Origin of the sequence: Blastococcus saxobsidens DD2 (genome assembly GCF_000284015.1) — a bacterium.
In the GTDB taxonomy this organism is placed as follows: Bacteria; Actinomycetota; Actinomycetes; order Mycobacteriales; family Geodermatophilaceae; genus Blastococcus; species Blastococcus saxobsidens_A.
Genome location: NC_016943.1, coordinates 915,986 through 934,139, shown reverse-complemented (window position 1 = coordinate 934,139; position 18,154 = coordinate 915,986). Strand labels below are relative to the sequence as shown.

Here is an 18,154-nt window from a genome sequence, read left to right as displayed (position 1 = left end):
TCGCGGCAAGGGTCGCGCATCGGGCGTCGGGTCAGCTCGTGGGCGACGCTCGCCGCCTCCACTGGAGGCAATTCCTTGTTCGGCACTCCCCTCGCGGCGCGGTCGACGCCGCGCGCCCCCCGGCGGCCCACCCCCGCCCTCCTGGCCCTCCTCACGGCCCCGCTCCTGGCGCTGACCGCGTGCGGTGGTTCCGCCGACCCCACCGACGACGCCGCGGCGTCCGCCTCGCCGGAGTCCGGCGCCTTCCCGGTCACCGTGACCGGCGCCGACGGTGAGCTGACCCTCGAGGACCAGCCCGAGAACATCGTCTCGATGTCGCCGACCGCCACCGAGATGCTCTTCGCCATCGGCGCCGGCGACCAGGTCGAGGCCGTGGACGACAACTCGAACTACCCGGCCGGGGCACCGACCACCGAGCTGTCGGCCTTCACGCCGAACGCCGAGGCGATCGCCGAGTACGAGCCCGACCTGGTCGTCCTGAGCAACGACCAGAACGGGATCGTCGACGCGCTGGACGCGCTGTCCATCCCGACGCTGCTGCTCCCGGCCGCCGAGAGTCTCGACGACACCTACGAGCAGCTGGAGACCCTCGGCGAGGCGACCGGCCACGCCGAGGAGGCCGACGAGGTGGCCGCCGACGTGCAGGACCGGATCGCCGCCGCGGTGGAGTCGGTGCCGGCCGACGCCGAGGGGGCGAGCGTCTACCACGAGCTCGGCCCGGAGCTGTACTCGGCGACCAGCGACACGTTCATCGGCAGCATCTACCGCATGTTCGGCCTGGAGAACATCGCCGACGGCGCCCCCGATGCGGCCGGCGGCTACCCGCAGCTGTCCCCGGAGTACGTCGTCGGTCAGGCGCCGGAGCTGATCGTCCTCGCGGACACGAAGTGCTGCGAGCAGTCGGCGGAGACCGTGGCGCAGCGGCCGGCGTTCGGCACCGTGCCCGCCGTCCAGGAAGGCCGGATCCTCGAGGCCGACGACGACATCGCCTCCCGCTGGGGTCCGCGGATCGCCGAGTTCGCGGAGTCGGTCGCCGAGACGCTGCAGGGCTGAGAGAAGCACCCCCGATGACGACGACGGCGCCCGGTGCGCGCACGGCCGCGGGAGCACCCCGCAGCCGGCGCCGCTCCGGCCGGGTGTTCGCCGGAGCCGGCCTCGCGCTGGTCCTGGCGATGCTCGCCGGGGTGTGGGTGGGGGCGCTGCCCCTCCCCCCGGGCGCCGTCGTCGTCACCCTGCTCGACCGGCTGCTCGACCCGTTGGGGGTGACCGTGCCGGGCACCCTGGAGGGCTCCTCCGCCGCGGTCCTGCTGCAGCTGCGCCTGCCCCGGGTGCTCCTGGCGTCGCTGGTGGGCGCCGGGCTCGCCATCTCGGGTGCCGCGTACCAGGGCGTGTTCCGCAATCCGCTGGCCGACCCCTACCTGCTGGGGGCGGCGGCCGGTGCAGGGCTGGGAGCCACCCTGGTCATCGCGTACTCCCCGGTGCAGGCGGTGGGGCCGATCGGGGTCGTCCCCCTGGCCGCCTTCGCCGGGGCGCTCGTCGGCGTCGGCTGCGCCCTCGCGCTGGGCAGCGTGGCCGGTGGTTCGCACAGCCCGACGCTGCTGCTGGCCGGGATCGCCGTCGCCGCGTTCCTCGCCGCGGCCCAGACGCTGGTGCAGCAGCAGAACACCGACGACCTGCGCGAGATCTACGGCTGGCTGCTCGGTCAGCTCGGGAGCGCGCAGTGGTCCGACGTCACGCTGGTGCTGCCCTACCTGGGCGCGGCGGCCGGGGTGCTGCTGCTCTGCGGGCGGGCCCTGGACGTCCTGGCGCTCGGGGATGACGAGGCCAGCTCGCTGGGCATCCACCCCGGCCGGCTACGGCTGCTGGTCATCCTCGCCGCCTCCCTCGCGACCGCCGCTGCCGTGGCGGTGAGCGGCCTGATCGGGTTCGTCGGCCTGGTCGTGCCGCACATCGTGCGGCGGCTCGTCGGCGGCGCGAACTCCCGGGTGCTGCCGGTCTCGCTGCTGGTCGGCGGGGCGTTCCTCGTGCTCGCCGACCTGCTCGCCCGGGTGGTCCTCGCTCCCGCCGAACTCCCGATCGGCGTCGTCACGGCCTTCGTCGGGGCGCCGTTCTTCGCGGGCCTGCTCTGGGCCGGGGCGAGGCGGCGATGAGCCGCCGGCCCCCCGTCCCCGTCCCGGCGGGCGGGGCCCGCGTCGAGGTGGTGGGCCTGAGCGCCGGCTACGGCCGGCGCCCGGTCCTCTCCTCCGTGCGGTTCGCCGTCGACGCCGGCGGCTGGCTCGGCATCATCGGACCGAACGGGTCGGGCAAGTCGACGCTGCTGCGCTCGGTGCTCGGGCTGCACCCCTATGAGGGGGAGGTCCGCATCGACGGCGCCCCGACGACCGGCATGCCGCGGCGGGACCGCGCCCGCCTGCTGGCCTACGCCCCGCAGCTGCCGGTGCTGCCCGAGGCCGTGAGCACCCGCGACTACGTCACCCTCGGCCGCACCCCGCACCGCCCGCTGCTGGCCGCGCCGCGCGCGGTGGACCGGGAGGTCGTCGCCGAGGTCATGACGCGGCTGGAGCTGACCGCGCTGGCCGACCGCGCGGTGGTCACCCTCTCCGGCGGCGAGCAGCAGCGCGCCGTCCTGGCCCGCGCGCTGGCCCAGCAGCCGCGGGTGCTGCTGCTCGACGAGCCGACGGCGGCGCTGGACCTCGGCCATGCGCAGCAGGTGCTGGACCTGCTGGACCACCTGCGCCGCCAGGACGGGCTCACGGTGGTGAGCACGCTGCACGATCTCACGCTCGCCGGCCAGTACGCCGACCGGCTGACCCTCCTCGCCGACGGCCGGGTCGCCGCGGAGGGGACCCCCGAGCAGGTCCTGACCGCCGAGGCGCTGTCGGCCCACTACGGGGCGCGCGCCCGCATCGTCCCCGGGGCGCACGGCCCCGCGGTGCTGCCGGTGCGATAACACTGTCGTCCTCCGGACGACACCGCCTCCGATTGCCGTCCCCGGCCGGTGCTGAGCCCTTCCCGTCCCGACTCGGGGGAGCCTCCGGGGCCATGACACTGCGGTCCTCCGGACCGCACCGCGGCCTGGAGCCGTTCCCCCGTCGGGCGGAGCGACTCCGTCATCCCTGCGCGGACCCCTCCGGGGCCCACTCGGGACGACCATGCTCAGCGGGCCGGGCGGAACCGGACGGCGTCGCCCGGCCGCAGCTGCGCCACCGCGCCGAGGTCGGCGGTGACCACGACGGCGAGCACCGGATAGCCCCCCGTGACCGGGTGGTCGGCGAGGAACAGCACCGGTGCCCCGTCGGGCGGGACCTGGACGGCGCCGGGCACCAGTCCCTCGCTGGGCAGCTCCCCCTCCCGGGCGCGCCGCAGTCCGGGGCCGGCCAGCCGCAGGCCCACCCGGTCGCTGTCCACGCCGACCCGCCACTCCGCGCCGGTCAGCACCGGCCACGCGTCGTCGGCCAGCCAGTCCCGTCGCGGGCCGGGCAGGACGCGCAGCACCGGCCGGTCCGACGGGGCGCCGACGGGGGCGACGTCGACGAACGGCTCCTCCCCCGCCTCCGTGCCGACCGGCAGCCGCACGCCCGTGGTCAGCGGCGCCGGACCGAGGCCGGACAGGGTGTCGGTGCTGCGCGAGCCCAGCACCGGCGGGACGTCGACGCCGCCGCGCACCGCGACGTAGCTGCGCAGGCCCACCGGTGGGGTGCCCAGCCCCAGCACCGCTCCGGCGGGTACGGGCACGGGGCCGGCGAACGGCGCGGGCCGCCCGTCGACCGTGACCGGCGCCGGCGCCCCGGTCACGGCCACGAGCAGAACCCGTCCGGCACGGACGCGCAGGCCGCCGGCGGTCACCTCGAGCAGGGCCGCGGCGGGCCGGTTGCCGACCAGCCGGTTGGCCAGCTCAGCGGCCGGCCGGTCGGCGGCCCCGGAGCGGGACACCCCGATCGACGCCCAGCCGGGGCGGCCGGCGTCCTGCACGGTGCTGAACGGGCCCGGCGCCAGGACGGTGAGCACTCAGCGCACCTCCCGGAACCGGACGTCGGTCCCGGGCGCCAGCAGCGCAGGCGGGTCCCGGTCGACGTCGAAGAGCACCGCGTCGGTGCGGCCGACCAGCTGCCAGCCGCCGGGCGAGGCCCGCGGGTAGACCCCCGCGTACGGGCCGGCCAGGCCGAGGACCCGGCCGGCACCCGGGTGCGGGGGGTCGCCCGGCGCGGCACGTGCAGCTCCGGCGGCAACCCGGTCAGGTACCCGAACCCCGGCGCGAAGCCGCCGAAGGCGACGGTGAACCGGAGGTCGGCGAGCATGGCCACGACGGCTTCCGGTGAGCGGCCGGTCAGCCGGGCGACGTCGGCCAGATCGGGACCGTCGAAGACCACGGGCAGGTCGAGCGGCGCCCGGGCGTGCCCCGCGGCCGGCGGGACCGGCACCAGGCGGCGCAGTGCCGCGGCGTCCAGGTCGGTGGGCGGCCGGTCGAGCACGACGAGCAGGGTGCGGGCGGCCGGCACCAGGTCCACCTGCCCGTCCAGCGGGCCGGCGGCCAGGGCGGCCCGCAGCCCCGGGACGGTTCCGGGCTCGGCCGCCTCCACCAGCAGCGCGCGGTCGCCGTAGCGGACCACGTCCACGACGTCCCCGCGGTCTGCCACCCGACCATGATCGGTCATCGGTCACCCCGCCGCGGGAGGTAGCGTCCGCCTCGCCGCCCCGCACCCGCCCGGGCGCCCGACCCGTCGCGGATCGGGGACCCGGGCGGCACAGGATGTGCGCCCGGTCCCGCGGGCGGACACTCAGGCGTGACCATCGCCGGCCGGTTCGCGACCGCGCTCGCGGCGGTCTCCGACCCCGACCTCGCCGGGCCGGAGCTGCTGCCGGTGCGGCTCAGCCGGGCGTGCGCCGGAGGTCGACGGCGCCGGCCTGAGCACGGCCGACGCCAGCGGCCGCCGGGTGCCGTTGGGCGGCAGCAGCGCGGTCGCGTCCGCTGCCGAGCGGATGCAGTTCACCGCCGGCGAGGGCCCGTGCACGGCTTCCCAGCGCACCGGCCAGCCGGTGTTCGCCGTCGAGGAGGACCTGCGCCGGCGCTGGCCGATGTTCGCCGACCTGCTGCTCGGCGGAACGCCGTTCCGCGCCGTGATCGCCCTGCCACTGCGACCGGGACCCTACGGCGACGGCGCGCTGGACCTCTACGTCACCCGGGCCGCCGCCGTCGCCGAGCTCGACGTCTTCGCGGCCGTCGCCGTGGGCGAGCTGGTCACCTCGGCCCTCACCGACGCGGCCGTCTGGTCCAGCTGGTCCCCGGCCGAGGGCCCCGGCTGGCTGCACGGTCCGGTCCCCCGGCGGCGCGCGGCGGTCTGGGAGGCGATCGGCAAGGTGAGCGTCGCCCTCGACGTCGATCCCACCGACGCGCTGGCGCTGCTGCGCACCGACGCGTACACGGCCGGCCGGTCGGTGGACGAGGTGGCCGCCGACCTGCTCGCCGGCCGGCCGCCCGAGGATCTCCGCCCCGGCGACTGACCGTTCAGCCGGCGAAGGGGGCCAGCACCAGCCCGGCCGCCTCCAGGGCGGCGCGCACCGACCGCGCCAGCTGCACCGCGCCGGGGGTGTCGCCGTGCACGCAGATCGACACCGGCTCCATCCGCACCTCGGTGCCGTCGACGGCGGTCACCACCCCGTCGGTGGCCATCCGGACGGCACGCTCGATCACCGCGGCGGGCTCGGACACCACGGCCCCGGCCGTACCGCGGGGCACGAGGGTGCCCTCGGCGGTGTACCCGCGGTCGGCGAAGCCCTCGCCGACGGTCCGCAGTCCGGCGGCCGCCGCCGTGCGCAGGAGCACCGAGCCCGGCAGGCCCAGGACGGCCAGCCCGGGGTCGTAGCCGGCGACGGCGTCCACCACCGCCCGCGCCTGGGCCTCGTGGTGCACGACGGCGTTGTAGAGGGCGCCGTGCGGCTTGACGTAGGACACCCGTCCCCCGGCCGTCCGGGCGATGCCGTCGAGGGCGGCCAGCTGGTACAGGACGTCGGCCGCGAGCTCGTCGGGTGCGACGTCGACGAAGCGCCGGCCGAAGCCCGCGAGGTCGCGGTAGGAGACCTGCGCGCCGACCGAGACCCCCGCGGCGACGGCCGCGCCGCACACCCGCCGCATGGTCACCGGGTCGCCGGCGTGGAAGCCGCAGGCGACGTTGGCGCTGGTGACCACCTCGAGGAGCGCGTCGTCGTCCCCGAGGCGCCACACCCCGAAGCCCTCGCCGAGGTCGGCGTTGAGATCGATGCAGCCCGTGCCCGGTGCGCTCACCCGGGCAGTGTGGCACCGGGATGGCGGCCACCCCGGCGGCGCTGCACGGGGCACGCCCCCTGGCTGACCGCCCGGTACGCGTCCAGCGCGACCGGTCGACAGGTCGCCGTGTCGACATGGCCACACATCGACACTTCTTGTCCGCCCCCTCACCGGGCGTGTGACATCCTCTGCGACGGGTCGTCGTCCACGGGGGATGTCCGGACCCGAGGGGGATGGGTGCCTGAGCTCAACTCAGGGCTGTCGGCGGCCGCACTGCTGGCCGCCCTGCCGGACACGGTCGTCGTCGCCGACGGCGAAGGGCGGATCGCCTACGTGAGCCCCGCGGTGACCGCCCTCCTGGGGCACCAGCCGGCGGACCTGGTCGGGAAGCCACTGCAGGTGCTCATGCCCGAACGTCTCCGCCGCGGGCACGGCGAGGGTTTCTCCCGGTACCGCGCGACCGGCGAGGGCAAGCTGGTCGGGGCCACCACCCAGGTGCCGGCCCTGCACGCCGCCGGCCACGAGGTGGCGGCGGACCTCACCCTCTCCCGCCTGACACCCGCGCCCGAGGACACCGACCAGGACGCCTTCGTCGTGGGAGTCCTCCGTGACGCGAGCACCACGATCCTCCTGGAACGCCAGTTCGAGGTCAGCCGCTACCTGGCCGCCACCCTCCGGGTGACGGCGGCGCTCACCGAGGCCCACGACGCCGACCTCGCCTTCCACCAGCTGCTGCCGACGCTCTGCACGGAGCTGGACTGGGACGCCGCGATGCTCTGGCAGCCCGACGAGCGCGGCCGGCTCGTCCACGCGGGTACCTGGAGCGCCCCCGACGCCCCCGTCCCGTCGCTCGGCGCCGACTCCGCCGGCCGATCGTTCCGGCGCGGCGAAGGGCTGCCCGGGCACGCCTGGCAGCGGCGGGTGCCGGTGGTGGTCGAGGACCTCACGTCCGATCCGCGAGTGGTGCGGCACCAGGCGGTGCGAGCCGACGGCCTGAGCACCGGGGTGGCCTTCCCCGTCCTCCACGGCGACGAGCTGCTCGCCGTCTGCGAGCTGTTCTCGACCGACTCCCGGCCGGTGCCACCCGAGCTGCTGGAGGTGCTCGCCCACGCGGGCCGGCAGATCGGTCAGTTCCTCGGCCGGCTGCGCGCCGAGTCCGACGTCCGGGAACTCGCCGACACCCTGCAGCGCAGCCTGCTGCCCTCGCACCTGCCCGCCATCCCCGGCGTGCGGCTGGCGGCCCGGTACCGGGCCGGGGGCGAGTCCGCGCTGGTCGGGGGCGACACCTACGACGTCACCCCGCTCCCCGACGGACGGTGGATGGTGCTGATCGCCGACGTCTGCGGTACCGGGGCCGAGGCCGCCGCCGTCACCGCGGTCACCCGGCACACCGCACGGGCCGCGGCCACGGGCAGCCCGGCGGAGATCCTCCGCGCGGTCAACGCCGCGCTGCTGCACGAGCAGGGCACCGCACCGCTGCGCTTCGTCACCGCCTGCTGCCTGGTCCTCGAGCCGGCCGCCCGGGGCCTCCGGGTGCGCCTCGGCGTGGCCGGGCACCCGCTGCCGCTGGTCACCGATCCGGACGGCGACGCCCGTCCGGTCGGGACCGCCGGCCGACCGCTGGGCATCGACGCCGACGTGGAGTTCACCGAGACCGTCCTCGAGCTGCCACCCGGCAGCACGCTGGTGCTGTACACCGACGGGGTCACCGAGGCCCGGGACGACGCCGGGCAGCAGTTCGGCGAGGACGCGCTGCTGCGGGTCGTCGCCGGCGCTCCGGTCGCCGACCCGGAAGCCGTCGTCGCCGCCGTGTCCGCCGCCGTCGAGGCGCAGCTGGCCGGCTCCCGGCACGAGCCGGACGACCTCGCCGTCCTGGCGCTCGCCGTCCCCCGCTGACCCTCCCGCCTCGCGAGCGGCAGGCGCCCGCGGAGGTCCGCTGGCTACGGTGGGGCCGTGGCGCGCGTGGTGGTCGTGGGCGCGGGCCTGGGCGGGCTGGCGGCCGCCGCGCGGCTGGCCGCGCTCGGTCACCCGGTGACCGTCGTGGAGCAAACGGCGGAGGTCGGCGGCAAGCTCGGCTGGTTCAGCCGCGACGGGCACTCCTTCGACACCGGCCCGAGCCTGGTCACGCTGCCGCAGGTGTACCGCGACCTGTTCGCCGCGACCGGCGCCCGGCTGGAGGACGCCGTCGACCTGGTGCGGCTGGATCCCGCCGTCGGCTACCGGTTCGCCGACGGCACCCGGCTGACCGTGCCCGGGCGCCCCGACGCCGTCCCCGCCGCCCTGGAGGACGCCCTGGGCGCGGGCGCGGGCCGGCAGTGGAGCGCGCTGATGGACCGCGCCGCCGCCATGTGGCGGATCAGCGAGGGCCCCTTCCTGCGCACCCCGCTGGCGGGGGCGGTGACGCTGGCCCGGCTCGCCCGGCGCCCGGGCGACGTCGCGACGATCGCGCCGTGGCAGTCGCTGCGCGGGCTCGGCCGCCGCCATCTCGACCATCCGCACCTGCGCACGCTGCTGGACCGCTACGCCACCTACTCCGGCTCCGATCCGCGTCGCGCACCCGCGGTCCTGGCCACCGTGCCCTACGCCGAGCAGACGTTCGGCTCCTGGTACGTGCGCGGGGGGCTGCACCGGCTCGGCCTGGCGGTGCTGGACCGGGCCGTCACCCACGGTGCCGTGCTGCGCACGGGCAGCCCGGTGCGCCGGGTCCTGGTGGAGAGCGGCCGGGCGGCCGGCGTGGAGCTGGCCGACGGCGAGCGGCTGCGGGCCGACGTCGTCGTGTCCGGCGTCGACGCGACCGCCCTGCACACCGACCTGCTCCCCGGCGAGCCGCGCACCCGGGGTGCCCGCCGGGCCCTCGGCCGGGCGACGCCGTCGCTGTCGGGGTTCGTGCTGCTGCTGGCCCTGCGCGGGCGGACACCGGGGCTGGCGCACCACACGGTCCTGTTCCCCGACGACTACGACGCCGAGTTCGACGCGGTGTTCGGCACCGGCCGGTACGCCGGCCGGCCCGGGCCGGTACCCGACCCGACCGTCTACGTCAGCGCACCCGACGACCCCACGCTGGTCCCCGACGACGACAGCGAGTCGTGGTTCGTCCTGGTCAACGCGCCGCGGCACGACCCCGCGGCCGGGATGGACTGGGACGCCCCCGGGCTCGCCGCGGGCTACGCCGACCGGGTGCTGGAGGTCATGGCCCGCCGTGGCCTCGACGTCCGCAACCGGCTGCGCCGGCGTGAGATCCGGACGCCGGCGGACCTCGCCCGGGACACCGGCAGCGTGGGCGGGTCCATCTACGGAACCTCCAGCAACGGCTCACGGGCGGCGTTCCTGCGGCCGGCCAACGCCTCGCCGGTCCCCGGCCTGTTCCTGGTCGGAGGGTCGGCCCACCCCGGCGGCGGGCTGCCGCTCGTCGGGCTCTCGGCGGAGATCGTGGCGGGGCTGGTCGGGCCGGCCTGACGGTCAGGCCGCACGGGTGGCCGCCACGGCGACCAGCGGAGCCCCCGGCGCGATCCGCCGCGGCTCCCGCGGCCGCAGCCCGGCCGCCCGCAACGCGGTGTCCAGCCCGCCGGCCTCCGGGAGGGACATCTCCCCGTCCTGAGCGCGCAGCAGCAGGTCGAAGTGCCGGCTGAACAGCTGCGGTGTCGCGACCGTGGTGACGACCAGGAGCGTTCCTCCTGGCGCGAGCAGCGCTCCGACGGCGGCCAGCAGGGCCGCCCGTTCCGCCACCGGCACGTAGTAGACGACGTTCGCCATCAGCGCGAGGTCGAACGGCCCCGCCGCCTCCGCGGCGAGCTCCCGGACGTCGGTGCGCAGCACCCGGCCCCGCCGGCCGAGTCCTCGTTCGTCCAGCGTCCGCCGGGCCAGCCCGGCGGCCTCCTCGTCCGTGTCCACCCCGACGCCCTCGGCTCCCGGGGCCGCCTCGAGCATGGTGGCCAGCTGCAGCCCCGCGCCGCAGCCCACGTCGAGCACCTTTCCCGGGGACACCTCGGCCACGGTCTCCCGCAGGACGTCGTCGACGAACGGCTCGAAGGCGGCCGAGACCCGCGCGATGACCCCGCCCTGCTCCGCGACGTCGCGCCGCCCGGGCCCGCCGGCGAGCACCGCGGCCAGCCCCCGGTAGAGGCCGGTGTGGAAGCCGGTGAACGCCTCGTACGAGGCCCGCACCAGGTCGTCGGTCACCACGGCGCGGCCGGCGGCGGTCAACGACCAGCCGGCGCCGTCCTCGGCCACCAGCCCGGCCGCGGCCAGCACCCGCAGGAAGGCCCCGAGCAGGTCCTCCCGCACCACCCCGAGCCGCCGGGCCAGCTCGGGGGCCGGCACGGCGCCGCCCCCGACGGCGTCCAGCACGCCCGTTCCCAGGCCGGCCGCCCCGACGTGCAGCCGCACCGCGGCCTGCCCGTCGCGGGTGGCCCGCAGCCGGGCCCGGGCGTTACCGCTCCGCACGACGGTGAGCACGGTGCGGGCGCTGAACATCCGGGCCATGTCCGCTCCTCCGGGTCGGCGGGAGCCCACTGTGGTCCGGCCGGCCGGCGCGCGCCAGTACCTCGCCGCCCGCTGCGTCAGGCTCGCGCGGCCCCGTAGCCGAGCAGCGCCGCCAGGCCGAGCGCGCTGCGCGGCGCGTAGGCGGCCCGCCACAGGCCGCCGTGCGCCGCCTCGTAGGCCTCGTCCTGCCACGGGTGCTCGTGCTCGGGTCCGCCGCCGGTGTGCAGGTCGTGCACCAGCAGCGCGGCCATGAGCACGTTGGCCGTCGCCGGCTCGAAGATCTCGACGCCGAACCGGTGCGCCCCGGCATACGCCGCGGCCAGCGCCCGGTTCTTGAGCACCGACCGGGTGCGTGTGGGCGGGGCCACGTTCATCGACACCGTGCTCCCGGACGCCCGCGCCACCGTCGCCCGCCAGCGCTGCAGGCGCTTGGCCAGCGCGTAGTTCGGGCCCTGCTGAGCGACCAGGCTGTCGGCGATCCCGGGGTCGGTCCCCGGCACGTACGCGCGCCGCAGCAGCCGGCCGCCGGACGCCGTCCGCAGCGGCCGGCCGAGCAGCTTGGCCGACCGGGACCGGCCGGCGTAGGCCCGCACCGACTGCTCGACGGCGTCGGCGGGGACGGCGAAGACGTCGGTGGGCGTCGCGAGGAAGGCCAGCGCGGCGTCGGGCCGCGCCTCCAGCAGCCGCACGGTGAGCGCATCCACCGCCGTCGACACCCGCACGTTGGTGGCGCCGTCGGCGTAGACGTAGTTGCCGACCACCGGCCGCCCCGGCAACCCGGCGGCCCAGTCCGCGATCGCCGGTACCTCGGCGATCAGGTCGCCGCCCGCGCCGCGCGGATCGGCCTGGGTCCCCGACTCCGCCATCGGCACCAGCAGGGTGCCGGCTCCGCCGCGGGCGGTGTCGAGCACCCGCTCCCACAGCGGCGCGCGCGGCAGGTCCACGCCGGCCACCCGCGCACCCCAGCGCAGCAGGGCGGTCAGGGGCCCCATCTCCGCGCCGGCGCCGAGCACGACGGCGGTGCTGTCCGGGAGCGACAGCCACTCGGGATGGGCGGCCACGGTGCGGACCGCTTCGGCGCACGAGGGCTCGAGGACGCCGGCCTCGACCCAGCGGTCCAGCCGGCGCAGCAGCGCATCGCCGCGCAGCCGGTCCCCGTGGAAGGGCAACGAGAGCTCCCGCTCGGCTTCGGCGGTGCCGGTCACCTCGGCGGTGTGCAGCGCCCGGCCGGCGGGTGCGGTGGTCAGTGCGTCGAGGCCGGTCTCGCCGTCGTCGCCCGCCACCCGCATGCGCTCGTGCAGCGAGGCCAGGCCGGAGGCGGCGATGGACCGTGCCGCCTCGGCCGAGGGCAGCCCGGCCTCCACGAGCCGGCGGAAGTGGGTCAGGTAGCCCGCCCGCCAGTTGGTCTCGTGCTCGGCGGCCAGCGCGCCGGCCGCGTCGACCGGTCGCAGCGCATCCGCGACGACGGCCCGGCCGAGGGCGGCCGTGCTGCGTCGCCCGTCCGGACCGGTGGGGAACTGGACACCGCGGTCGTCGTCGGCCATCAGTCGCCTCCCACCGGCACACCGTCCATCGGCACAGCATCCACCGGGACGCCACCGGCCGGCAGCCGGGGTCCCCGACCAGCAGGAACGACAGCGGCCCCGGTCGCCGGCGAGAGCCGACGGCCGGGGCCGCGTCGATGTGCTCGGGGATGCCGTGCGGCGACGTCCCTCAGGAATTCAGCTGGTCGCGCCCTTCAGTGCCTCGGACAGTGCCGCCGCCTCGTCGGGCGACAGCTCGACGACCAGGCGACCGCCACCTTCCAGCGGTACCCGCATGACCAGGCCGCGCCCTTCCTTGGTGACCTCGAGGGGACCTTCACCCGTGCGCGGCTTCATGGCCGCCATGCGTGCCTCCTTCGCCAGCCGCGCTCCTGCTCCGTGAACAGGGGCGCGGTGTCCGATGCTCCGCAGCAATGATCCCGTATGACGGCGTTCCGTCCAACACGGGGCCTAGACGGGTGACGCCCGGAAGCATTCCGGCACGTGGTCGTCGACCATGCCGGTCGCCTGCATCAGCGCGTAGGCGGTCGTCGGGCCCACGAACACGAACCCGCGCCGCTTGAGCTCCCGCGCCATGGCGACCGACTCGGGGCTGGTCGCCGGCACCTCGGCGAGGGTGGCCGGGCGGGACCGCGGCCCCGCCGGGGCGAAGGACCACAGCAGCTCCGAGAGGCCTCCGGGGACCCGCTGCGCGGCGCGGGCGTTGCTGATCGCCGCCCGGATCTTGGCGCGGTTGCGCACGATGGCCGCATCGGCCATCAGCCGTTCCTCGTCGTCCTCGGTGAACTCCGCGACGGTGTCGATGGCGAATCCGGCGAACGCCTCCCGGAAGGCCGGCCGCTTGCGCAGGATCGTGATCCAGGACAGGCCCGACTGGAAGGCCTCCAGGGAGAGCCGCTCGAAGAGTGCGTCGTCCCCGCGCAGGGGCGTGCCCCACTCGTGGTCGTGATAGGCCACGTACTCAGCGGTGCTGGTGGCCCATGCGCAGCGTCCGGGTTCGTCCACGGCCGGAACCTAGCCGGAGCCACCGACGGTTCCCGCCGGCGGCCGGCCGGATCAGCGGGCGGCGGCGTCCACGGCCTCGACGCTGGGCTCCGGGCGGGGTGCGCTGCGCCGGGTGGCCAGGACGCAGCCGACCAGGACCAGCGGCAGGCCCAGCGCGATGCCGAGGGTGAACGGCTCCTCGAGCAGCCACACCCCCAGCAGGACCGCCACCACCGGGTTCACGAAGGTGATGACCAGCGCCCGCTGCGGACCGACCTCCCGGATCAGCACGAAGAAGATCGCCAGGGCGATCGCGGTGCAGAGCACCCCGAGCGTGGCCAGGGAGAGGACCGCCTCGGAGGACGCGCCGGCCACCTCGTCGAGCCGGGGAAGGGCGAACGGGGCGTAGACCACGGCGGTGACGAACAGCGCCACGGAGCTGGCGGCGACCCCCGGGACATCCGGAAGTGCCCGGAAGACGATCAGCGGCGCCGTCGCGTAGCCGACCACGACCAGCGCGACGGCGAGGATCGGCAGCAGCTGCGCGCCCTCCAGGTCCAGCCCGAGCAGCACCGCGATGCCGACGACCCCGATCCCCATCCCGAGCAGCCGGACCGGGGTCAGCCGCTCCTCCTCACCGGCCAGCCGTGCGGCCAGCGCCGCGGCGAACGGCACCGCGGCGACGAGCAGGCCGGTCAGCGAGCTGGACAGTGACTGCTCGGCCCACGACAGCAGCAGCCACGGCCCGGTCATCTCCAGCACCGTGAACAGCAGCAGCGGCTTCCAGTGCCGCAGGGCCGGGCGCAGCTGCCCCCGGTAGATGGTCCACGGCAGCAGCAACGCCGCCCCGATGGCGCAGCGGGCGAAGACCACCGACACCGGCGAGACCTCGCCGACCGCCACCTTGATCAGCAGGTAGGGCGCGCCCCAGATCACCGACAGGGTGAGGAAGAGGACCCAGCCCCGGCGGCTCACGAACCCTCCTCCGCGGCCCCGACGTCGTTGTGCACGGCCCCATCCTCACCGACCGGGGTCGGGCAGGGCGCACCCGGTCAGAAGCTGCGGGCGAAGGCGGCGAAGCGCTTCAGGGACAACCGGATCCCGGCGAGGGCGAACGGCTTGACCAGCACCCAGCCGAGCTGCCCGAGCAGCCCGTACGGCAGCCACAGCCGCTCGGTCCAGACGAAGGTGGTGTGCTCGCCGCGGGGCTCGATCTCGAAGATGCCGGGCCCGCGCACCAGCCGGCCGGTGTGCTGGACGACGACCCGCCGCGGCGGGTCCCACTCGGTGATCACCATGGTGTCGAGCAGCCCGACGCGGCGGCCGCCGGGCAGCGGCAACCCGGTCCGTGCGGCCAGCCGGCCGCCGATCCCCTGGGCGGGCCCGCCGACGGTGCGCACGTCGGTGGCGAGCATCCACTCGCCCTGCCGGGTCCAGGCGGTCAGCGCCGCCCACACCCGCTCCGGTGCGGCATCCACGTCGATCCGCTCGACGACCTCACGCATCGCGGTCTCCTTCTCCGTCCGGCGACGCGACCCCGGGGTCGGTCGGTGTCTCCTGCTGGGTGCGCGCGGCGAGCTCGGCGCGCAGCGCGGTGATCTCCGCGTCCCGCTCGTCCAGGGTCTGCGCCAGCTGGTCGAGCAGCCAGTCCACCTCCACCATCCGGTATCCCCGGACGGTCACCGCGATGCGCAGCGCCCGGACGTCGTCGGAGGTGACCCGGCGGTGCTCGGGCAGCTCGACCGGGGAACGGTCCGGCTCGGCCGGCGGCTGGGTCTCCCCCCGGCCCAGGAGCAGCGCGGCCACCAGGAACAGGGCCCCGCCGACCAGCACGACGGCGACGACGAAGACGAGGAAGGAGAGCACCTCAGGCGTCGGAGGGGCCGGTGACCGGCCCCTGTCCCCCACTGCCGTCCTCACCGGCGCGCCGGACGGCGTCCGCCGCCCGGATGAGCGCCACGGCCTCGGCGACGTCGTCGGTCACGGTGAACAGGTCGAGGTCGCCCGGGCTGATCGTGCCCCCGGCCAGCATCGTGTCGCGGATCCAGTCCACCAGGCCCGACCAGTACGCGGTGCCGAGCAGGATCACCGGGAAGCGGGTGACCTTGCGGGTCTGCACCAGCGTGAGCGCCTCGAACAGCTCGTCGAGGGTGCCGAAGCCGCCGGGCAGGATCACGAAGGCCTGCGCGTACTTGACGAACATCGTCTTGCGCACGAAGAAGTAGCGGAACGAGATGCCGACGTCGACCCACTCGTTGAGCTCCTGCTCGAACGGCAGCTCGATGCCCAGGCCGACCGACATGCCACCCGCCTCGGAGGCGCCACGGTTGGCGGCCTCCATGGCGCCCGGCCCGCCACCGGTGATCACCGCGTAGCCGGCCTCGACCAGGGCGGCGCCGAGCTCCACGCCGGCCGCGTAGTGCGGGTGGTCGCGCGGTGTCCGGGCGCTGCCGAAGACGCTGACCGCGGGCGGCAGCTCGGCGAGGAGGCCGAAGCCCTCGACGAACTCCGAGGTGATCCGCATGACCCGCCACGGGTCGGTGTGCACCCAGTCCGCCGTGCCCTGCCGGTCCAGCAACCGCTGGTCGGTGGTCGTGCCCCGGTGCTGCGGGTCCGGCTCGCCCCCACGCAGCATCACCGGTCCCTTGTGGCGGATCCGGCCCGAGCGGTGGCCGTCGGACGGCGGGGTGGTCATGAGCTGCTCCGGGACAGGTAGGCGGTGAGCGCGTCCACGGCCGGCTGCAACCGGTCGACGAGGACGTGCTCCTCGCGGGTGTGGGCCAGCTGGGGGTCCCCGGGCCCGTAGTTGATCGCCGGGATGCCGAACGCGGCGAACCGGGCGACGTCGGTCCAGCCGAGCTTGGCCCGCGCCGGGCGGCCCGCCGCGGCGACGAACGCCGCCGCGGCCGGCTCGGCCAGGCCGGGGAGGGCTCCTCCGGCGTTGTCGACGACGGTGAGCGTCGCGCCGGAGGCGGTCGCGTCGGCGAAGACCTCCCGGACGTGCGCCTCCGCGGCGTCCTCGTCCCGGTCAGGGGCGTAGCGGAAGTTGACGGTGAGGGCCGACTCGTCGGGGATGACGTTCCCGGCGACCCCTCCGGAGATGCCCACCGCGTTGAGGCCCTCGCGGTAGGTGCAGCCGTCGATCTCCACCTCCCGCGGCCGGTAGGCGGCGAGCGCCGCCAGCGCCCCGGACAGCCCGTGGATGGCGTTCTCCCCCAGCCAGCTGCGCGCGCTGTGCGCCCGCCGGCCCGTCGTCGACAGCACCGCGCGCAGCGTGCCCTGGCAGCCGGCCTCGATCTCGCCGTCGGTCGGCTCGAGCAGGATGGCGAGGTCGCCGTAGAGCCAGCCGCGGCGCTCCCGGGCCACCCTGCCGAGACCGTTCTTGACCGACTCGACCTCTTCGTTGTCGTAGAAGACGAAGGTGAGGTCGTGCGCGGGCTGCGCGCCCGGCACGCCGAAGACCGCGGCGAGCCGCAGCATGACCGCGTCGCCGGACTTCATGTCGCTGGTGCCGCAGCCGTAGAGCCGGCCGGTGGCCACGTCGAGCCGGCTGGGCACGTTGTCGGCGATGGGCACGGTGTCCAGGTGGCCTGCCAGCACCACCCGGGTGGGCCGGTCGAGGTTGGTGCGGGCGAGGACGGCGTCGCCGACCCGCTCGACCTCCAGCCCACCCAGGGCCCGCAGCGCGGACTCCACCGCGTCGGCGAGCGCGGTCTCGCTGCCCGACACCGAGGGCGCGTCGACCAGGGCGCGGGTCAGCGCGAGGACGTCGGAGGACAGGTCGAGATCTGGCTGGGCACTCACGCCTGCCGAGCCTAGGGGGCGCGGTCCCGCCCGGCCGCCCCGGCGCGGAGTGCGGCTGGGTAGCGTCGTCGTCGTGACTGACGCATCGCCTGCCCCCGTCTCCGCCGTAGCCGCCGGTCTGGCGACCGTCACCCCGTCCGGCACCGTGCTGGACACCTGGTACCCCGAGCCCCGGCTCGGGGCCCCCGCGGGCGCCACCCCGGGGACGACACGGCTGGGTGCGCTCGAGCTGTCGGGCGAGCTCGGCCCCGACTACGGCGGTCTGGTGCGCCGCGACGAGGCGCGCGGGGTCGAGGTCATCGCCGTCCGCACGGTGATCCCCGACCTGGCGGAGCCGCCGGTCGACACCCACGACGTGTGGCTGCGGCTGCACCTCCTCTCCCACCGGCTGATCCGGCCGCACGGCGCGAACATGACCGGCGTCTTCGGGCTGCTGCCGAACGTGGCCTGGACCAGCGCCGGCCCGGTGGCGGCCGCCGGGTTCAACGCGCACCGCCTGCGGGCGGCCGTCGGCCACGTGACCGTCTTCTCCGTGGACAAGTTCCCGCGGATGGTCGACTACGTCATCCCCACCGGGGTGCGCATCGCCGACGCCGACCGCGTCCGCCTGGGCGCGCACCTGGCCGAGGGCACGACGGTCATGCACGAGGGCTTCGTGAACTTCAACGCCGGCACGCTGGGGCCGTCGATGGTCGAGGGCCGGATCAGCGCCGGCGTCGTGGTCGGCGCGGACAGCGACATCGGCGGCGGCGCCTCGATCATGGGCACCCTCTCCGGCGGCGGCAAGGAGACGATCTCGATCGGCACGGGCTGCCTGCTGGGCGCCAACGCCGGCATCGGCATCTCGCTCGGCGACGACTGCGTCGTCGAGGCCGGGTGCTACGTCACCGGCGGCTCGCGGGTCACGCTGCCCGACGGCTCGGTGGTCAAGGCCCGCGAGCTGTCCGGCCGCGATGGGCTGCTCTTCCGGCGCAACAGCGTCAGCGGCGCGCTGGAGGTCGTCGTCCGCAAGGGCACCTGGGGCGCGCTGAACGCGGAGCTGCACGCGAACTGAAGGAGCAGCACTCCCCCCACG

At 76.1% G+C, this 18,154-nt stretch carries 18 protein-coding genes and 1 pseudogene; 7 read left to right on the top strand and 12 right to left on the bottom strand.

Annotated features, from left to right (window positions below; all coding sequences use genetic code 11):
* The first annotated feature begins 75 nt into the window (after positions 1 to 75).
* Genes BLASA_RS04430 through BLASA_RS04420 form a run of 3 tightly spaced genes read left to right on the top strand, consistent with a single transcriptional unit; the run spans position 76 to position 2,950 of the window.
* Positions 76 to 1,053 carry an ABC transporter substrate-binding protein gene (locus BLASA_RS04430; RefSeq protein ID WP_014374822.1) on the top strand — a complete coding sequence of 326 codons (978 nt, stop codon included), beginning with the start codon at positions 76 to 78 and terminating at the stop codon, positions 1,051 to 1,053.
* Between the two features lie 14 nt (positions 1,054 to 1,067).
* Positions 1,068 to 2,150 carry a FecCD family ABC transporter permease gene (locus tag BLASA_RS04425; RefSeq protein WP_083877923.1) on the top strand — a complete coding sequence of 361 codons (1,083 nt, stop codon included), beginning with the start codon at positions 1,068 to 1,070 and terminating at the stop codon, positions 2,148 to 2,150.
* Positions 2,147 to 2,950 (top strand): ABC transporter ATP-binding protein, encoded by an 804-nt coding sequence (locus BLASA_RS04420; RefSeq protein WP_014374820.1) that lies wholly within the window; start codon positions 2,147 to 2,149, stop codon positions 2,948 to 2,950. The genes BLASA_RS04425 and BLASA_RS04420 overlap by 4 nt, the downstream gene beginning before the upstream one ends.
* Before the next feature lie 206 nt (positions 2,951 to 3,156).
* Here the strand turns inward: BLASA_RS04420 and BLASA_RS04415 are convergent, their stop codons facing one another.
* Both BLASA_RS04415 and BLASA_RS04410 read right to left on the bottom strand, forming a co-directional pair.
* Positions 3,157 to 4,008 (bottom strand): biotin-dependent carboxyltransferase family protein, encoded by an 852-nt coding sequence (locus tag BLASA_RS04415; RefSeq protein WP_014374819.1) that lies wholly within the window; start codon positions 4,006 to 4,008, stop codon positions 3,157 to 3,159.
* Positions 4,009 to 4,655 (bottom strand): annotated as a pseudogene (locus BLASA_RS04410) (5-oxoprolinase subunit B family protein).
* Positions 4,656 to 4,980: 325 nt separating this feature from the next.
* On the opposite strand from BLASA_RS04410, the gene BLASA_RS04405 reads away from it, so the two are divergent.
* A complete protein-coding gene (locus BLASA_RS04405) occupies positions 4,981 to 5,502 on the top strand; it encodes an ANTAR domain-containing protein (protein WP_231839550.1) in 522 nt (173 codons plus the stop codon).
* A 4-nt stretch (positions 5,503 to 5,506) separates the two neighbouring features.
* On the opposite strand, the gene BLASA_RS04400 is transcribed toward BLASA_RS04405, so the two are convergent.
* Positions 5,507 to 6,283 carry a LamB/YcsF family protein gene (locus BLASA_RS04400; RefSeq protein ID WP_014374816.1) on the bottom strand — a complete coding sequence of 259 codons (777 nt, stop codon included), beginning with the start codon at positions 6,281 to 6,283 and terminating at the stop codon, positions 5,507 to 5,509.
* A gap of 219 nt (positions 6,284 to 6,502) precedes the next feature.
* On the opposite strand from BLASA_RS04400, the gene BLASA_RS04395 reads away from it, so the two are divergent.
* Both BLASA_RS04395 and BLASA_RS04390 read left to right on the top strand, forming a co-directional pair.
* Positions 6,503 to 8,161 carry a SpoIIE family protein phosphatase gene (locus BLASA_RS04395; protein ID WP_014374815.1) on the top strand — a complete coding sequence of 553 codons (1,659 nt, stop codon included), beginning with the start codon at positions 6,503 to 6,505 and terminating at the stop codon, positions 8,159 to 8,161.
* 57 nt (positions 8,162 to 8,218) lie between these two features.
* Positions 8,219 to 9,721, top strand: a complete 1,503-nt coding sequence (locus tag BLASA_RS04390; protein WP_014374814.1) for a phytoene desaturase family protein — start codon at positions 8,219 to 8,221, stop codon at positions 9,719 to 9,721.
* 3 nt (positions 9,722 to 9,724) lie between these two features.
* Here BLASA_RS04390 and BLASA_RS04385 read toward each other — a convergent pair whose 3' ends face one another.
* From BLASA_RS04385 to dapE, 9 genes are all read right to left on the bottom strand, one after another.
* The gene (locus BLASA_RS04385; protein ID WP_014374813.1) at positions 9,725 to 10,747 is read right to left on the bottom strand and encodes an SAM-dependent methyltransferase; all 1,023 of its coding nucleotides are present in this window, start codon (positions 10,745 to 10,747) and stop codon (positions 9,725 to 9,727) included.
* A 77-nt stretch (positions 10,748 to 10,824) separates the two neighbouring features.
* A complete protein-coding gene (locus BLASA_RS04380) occupies positions 10,825 to 12,291 on the bottom strand; it encodes a hypothetical protein (protein WP_014374812.1) in 1,467 nt (488 codons plus the stop codon).
* A 177-nt stretch (positions 12,292 to 12,468) separates the two neighbouring features.
* A complete protein-coding gene (locus BLASA_RS23985) occupies positions 12,469 to 12,636 on the bottom strand; it encodes a DUF3117 domain-containing protein (protein WP_012947303.1) in 168 nt (55 codons plus the stop codon).
* Between the two features lie 105 nt (positions 12,637 to 12,741).
* Complete coding sequence (locus tag BLASA_RS04375; protein WP_014374811.1) at positions 12,742 to 13,296, bottom strand: DNA-3-methyladenine glycosylase I; 555 nt, start codon at positions 13,294 to 13,296, stop codon at positions 12,742 to 12,744.
* 51 nt (positions 13,297 to 13,347) lie between these two features.
* Positions 13,348 to 14,250, bottom strand: a complete 903-nt coding sequence (locus BLASA_RS04370; protein WP_014374810.1) for a DMT family transporter — start codon at positions 14,248 to 14,250, stop codon at positions 13,348 to 13,350.
* A 77-nt stretch (positions 14,251 to 14,327) separates the two neighbouring features.
* On the bottom strand, positions 14,328 to 14,780 hold the full coding sequence (locus tag BLASA_RS04365; RefSeq protein ID WP_014374809.1) for an SRPBCC family protein: 453 nt from the start codon (positions 14,778 to 14,780) through the stop codon (positions 14,328 to 14,330).
* Positions 14,773 to 15,141 carry a DivIVA domain-containing protein gene (locus tag BLASA_RS04360; protein ID WP_166486470.1) on the bottom strand — a complete coding sequence of 123 codons (369 nt, stop codon included), beginning with the start codon at positions 15,139 to 15,141 and terminating at the stop codon, positions 14,773 to 14,775. Before BLASA_RS04360 ends, BLASA_RS04365 begins: the two co-directional genes overlap by 8 nt.
* 1 nt (position 15,142) lies before the next feature.
* Entirely contained in the window at positions 15,143 to 15,970 is an 828-nt protein-coding gene (locus BLASA_RS04355; protein ID WP_014374807.1) for a TIGR00730 family Rossman fold protein, read from the bottom strand.
* Complete coding sequence (gene dapE / locus BLASA_RS04350; protein ID WP_014374806.1) at positions 15,967 to 17,079, bottom strand: succinyl-diaminopimelate desuccinylase; 1,113 nt, start codon at positions 17,077 to 17,079, stop codon at positions 15,967 to 15,969. Before dapE ends, BLASA_RS04355 begins: the two co-directional genes overlap by 4 nt.
* A gap of 73 nt (positions 17,080 to 17,152) precedes the next feature.
* On the opposite strand from dapE, the gene dapD reads away from it, so the two are divergent.
* Positions 17,153 to 18,133, top strand: a complete 981-nt coding sequence (gene dapD, locus BLASA_RS04345) for a 2,3,4,5-tetrahydropyridine-2,6-dicarboxylate N-succinyltransferase (protein ID WP_014374805.1) — start codon at positions 17,153 to 17,155, stop codon at positions 18,131 to 18,133.
* Positions 18,134 to 18,154: the final 21 nt, after the last annotated feature.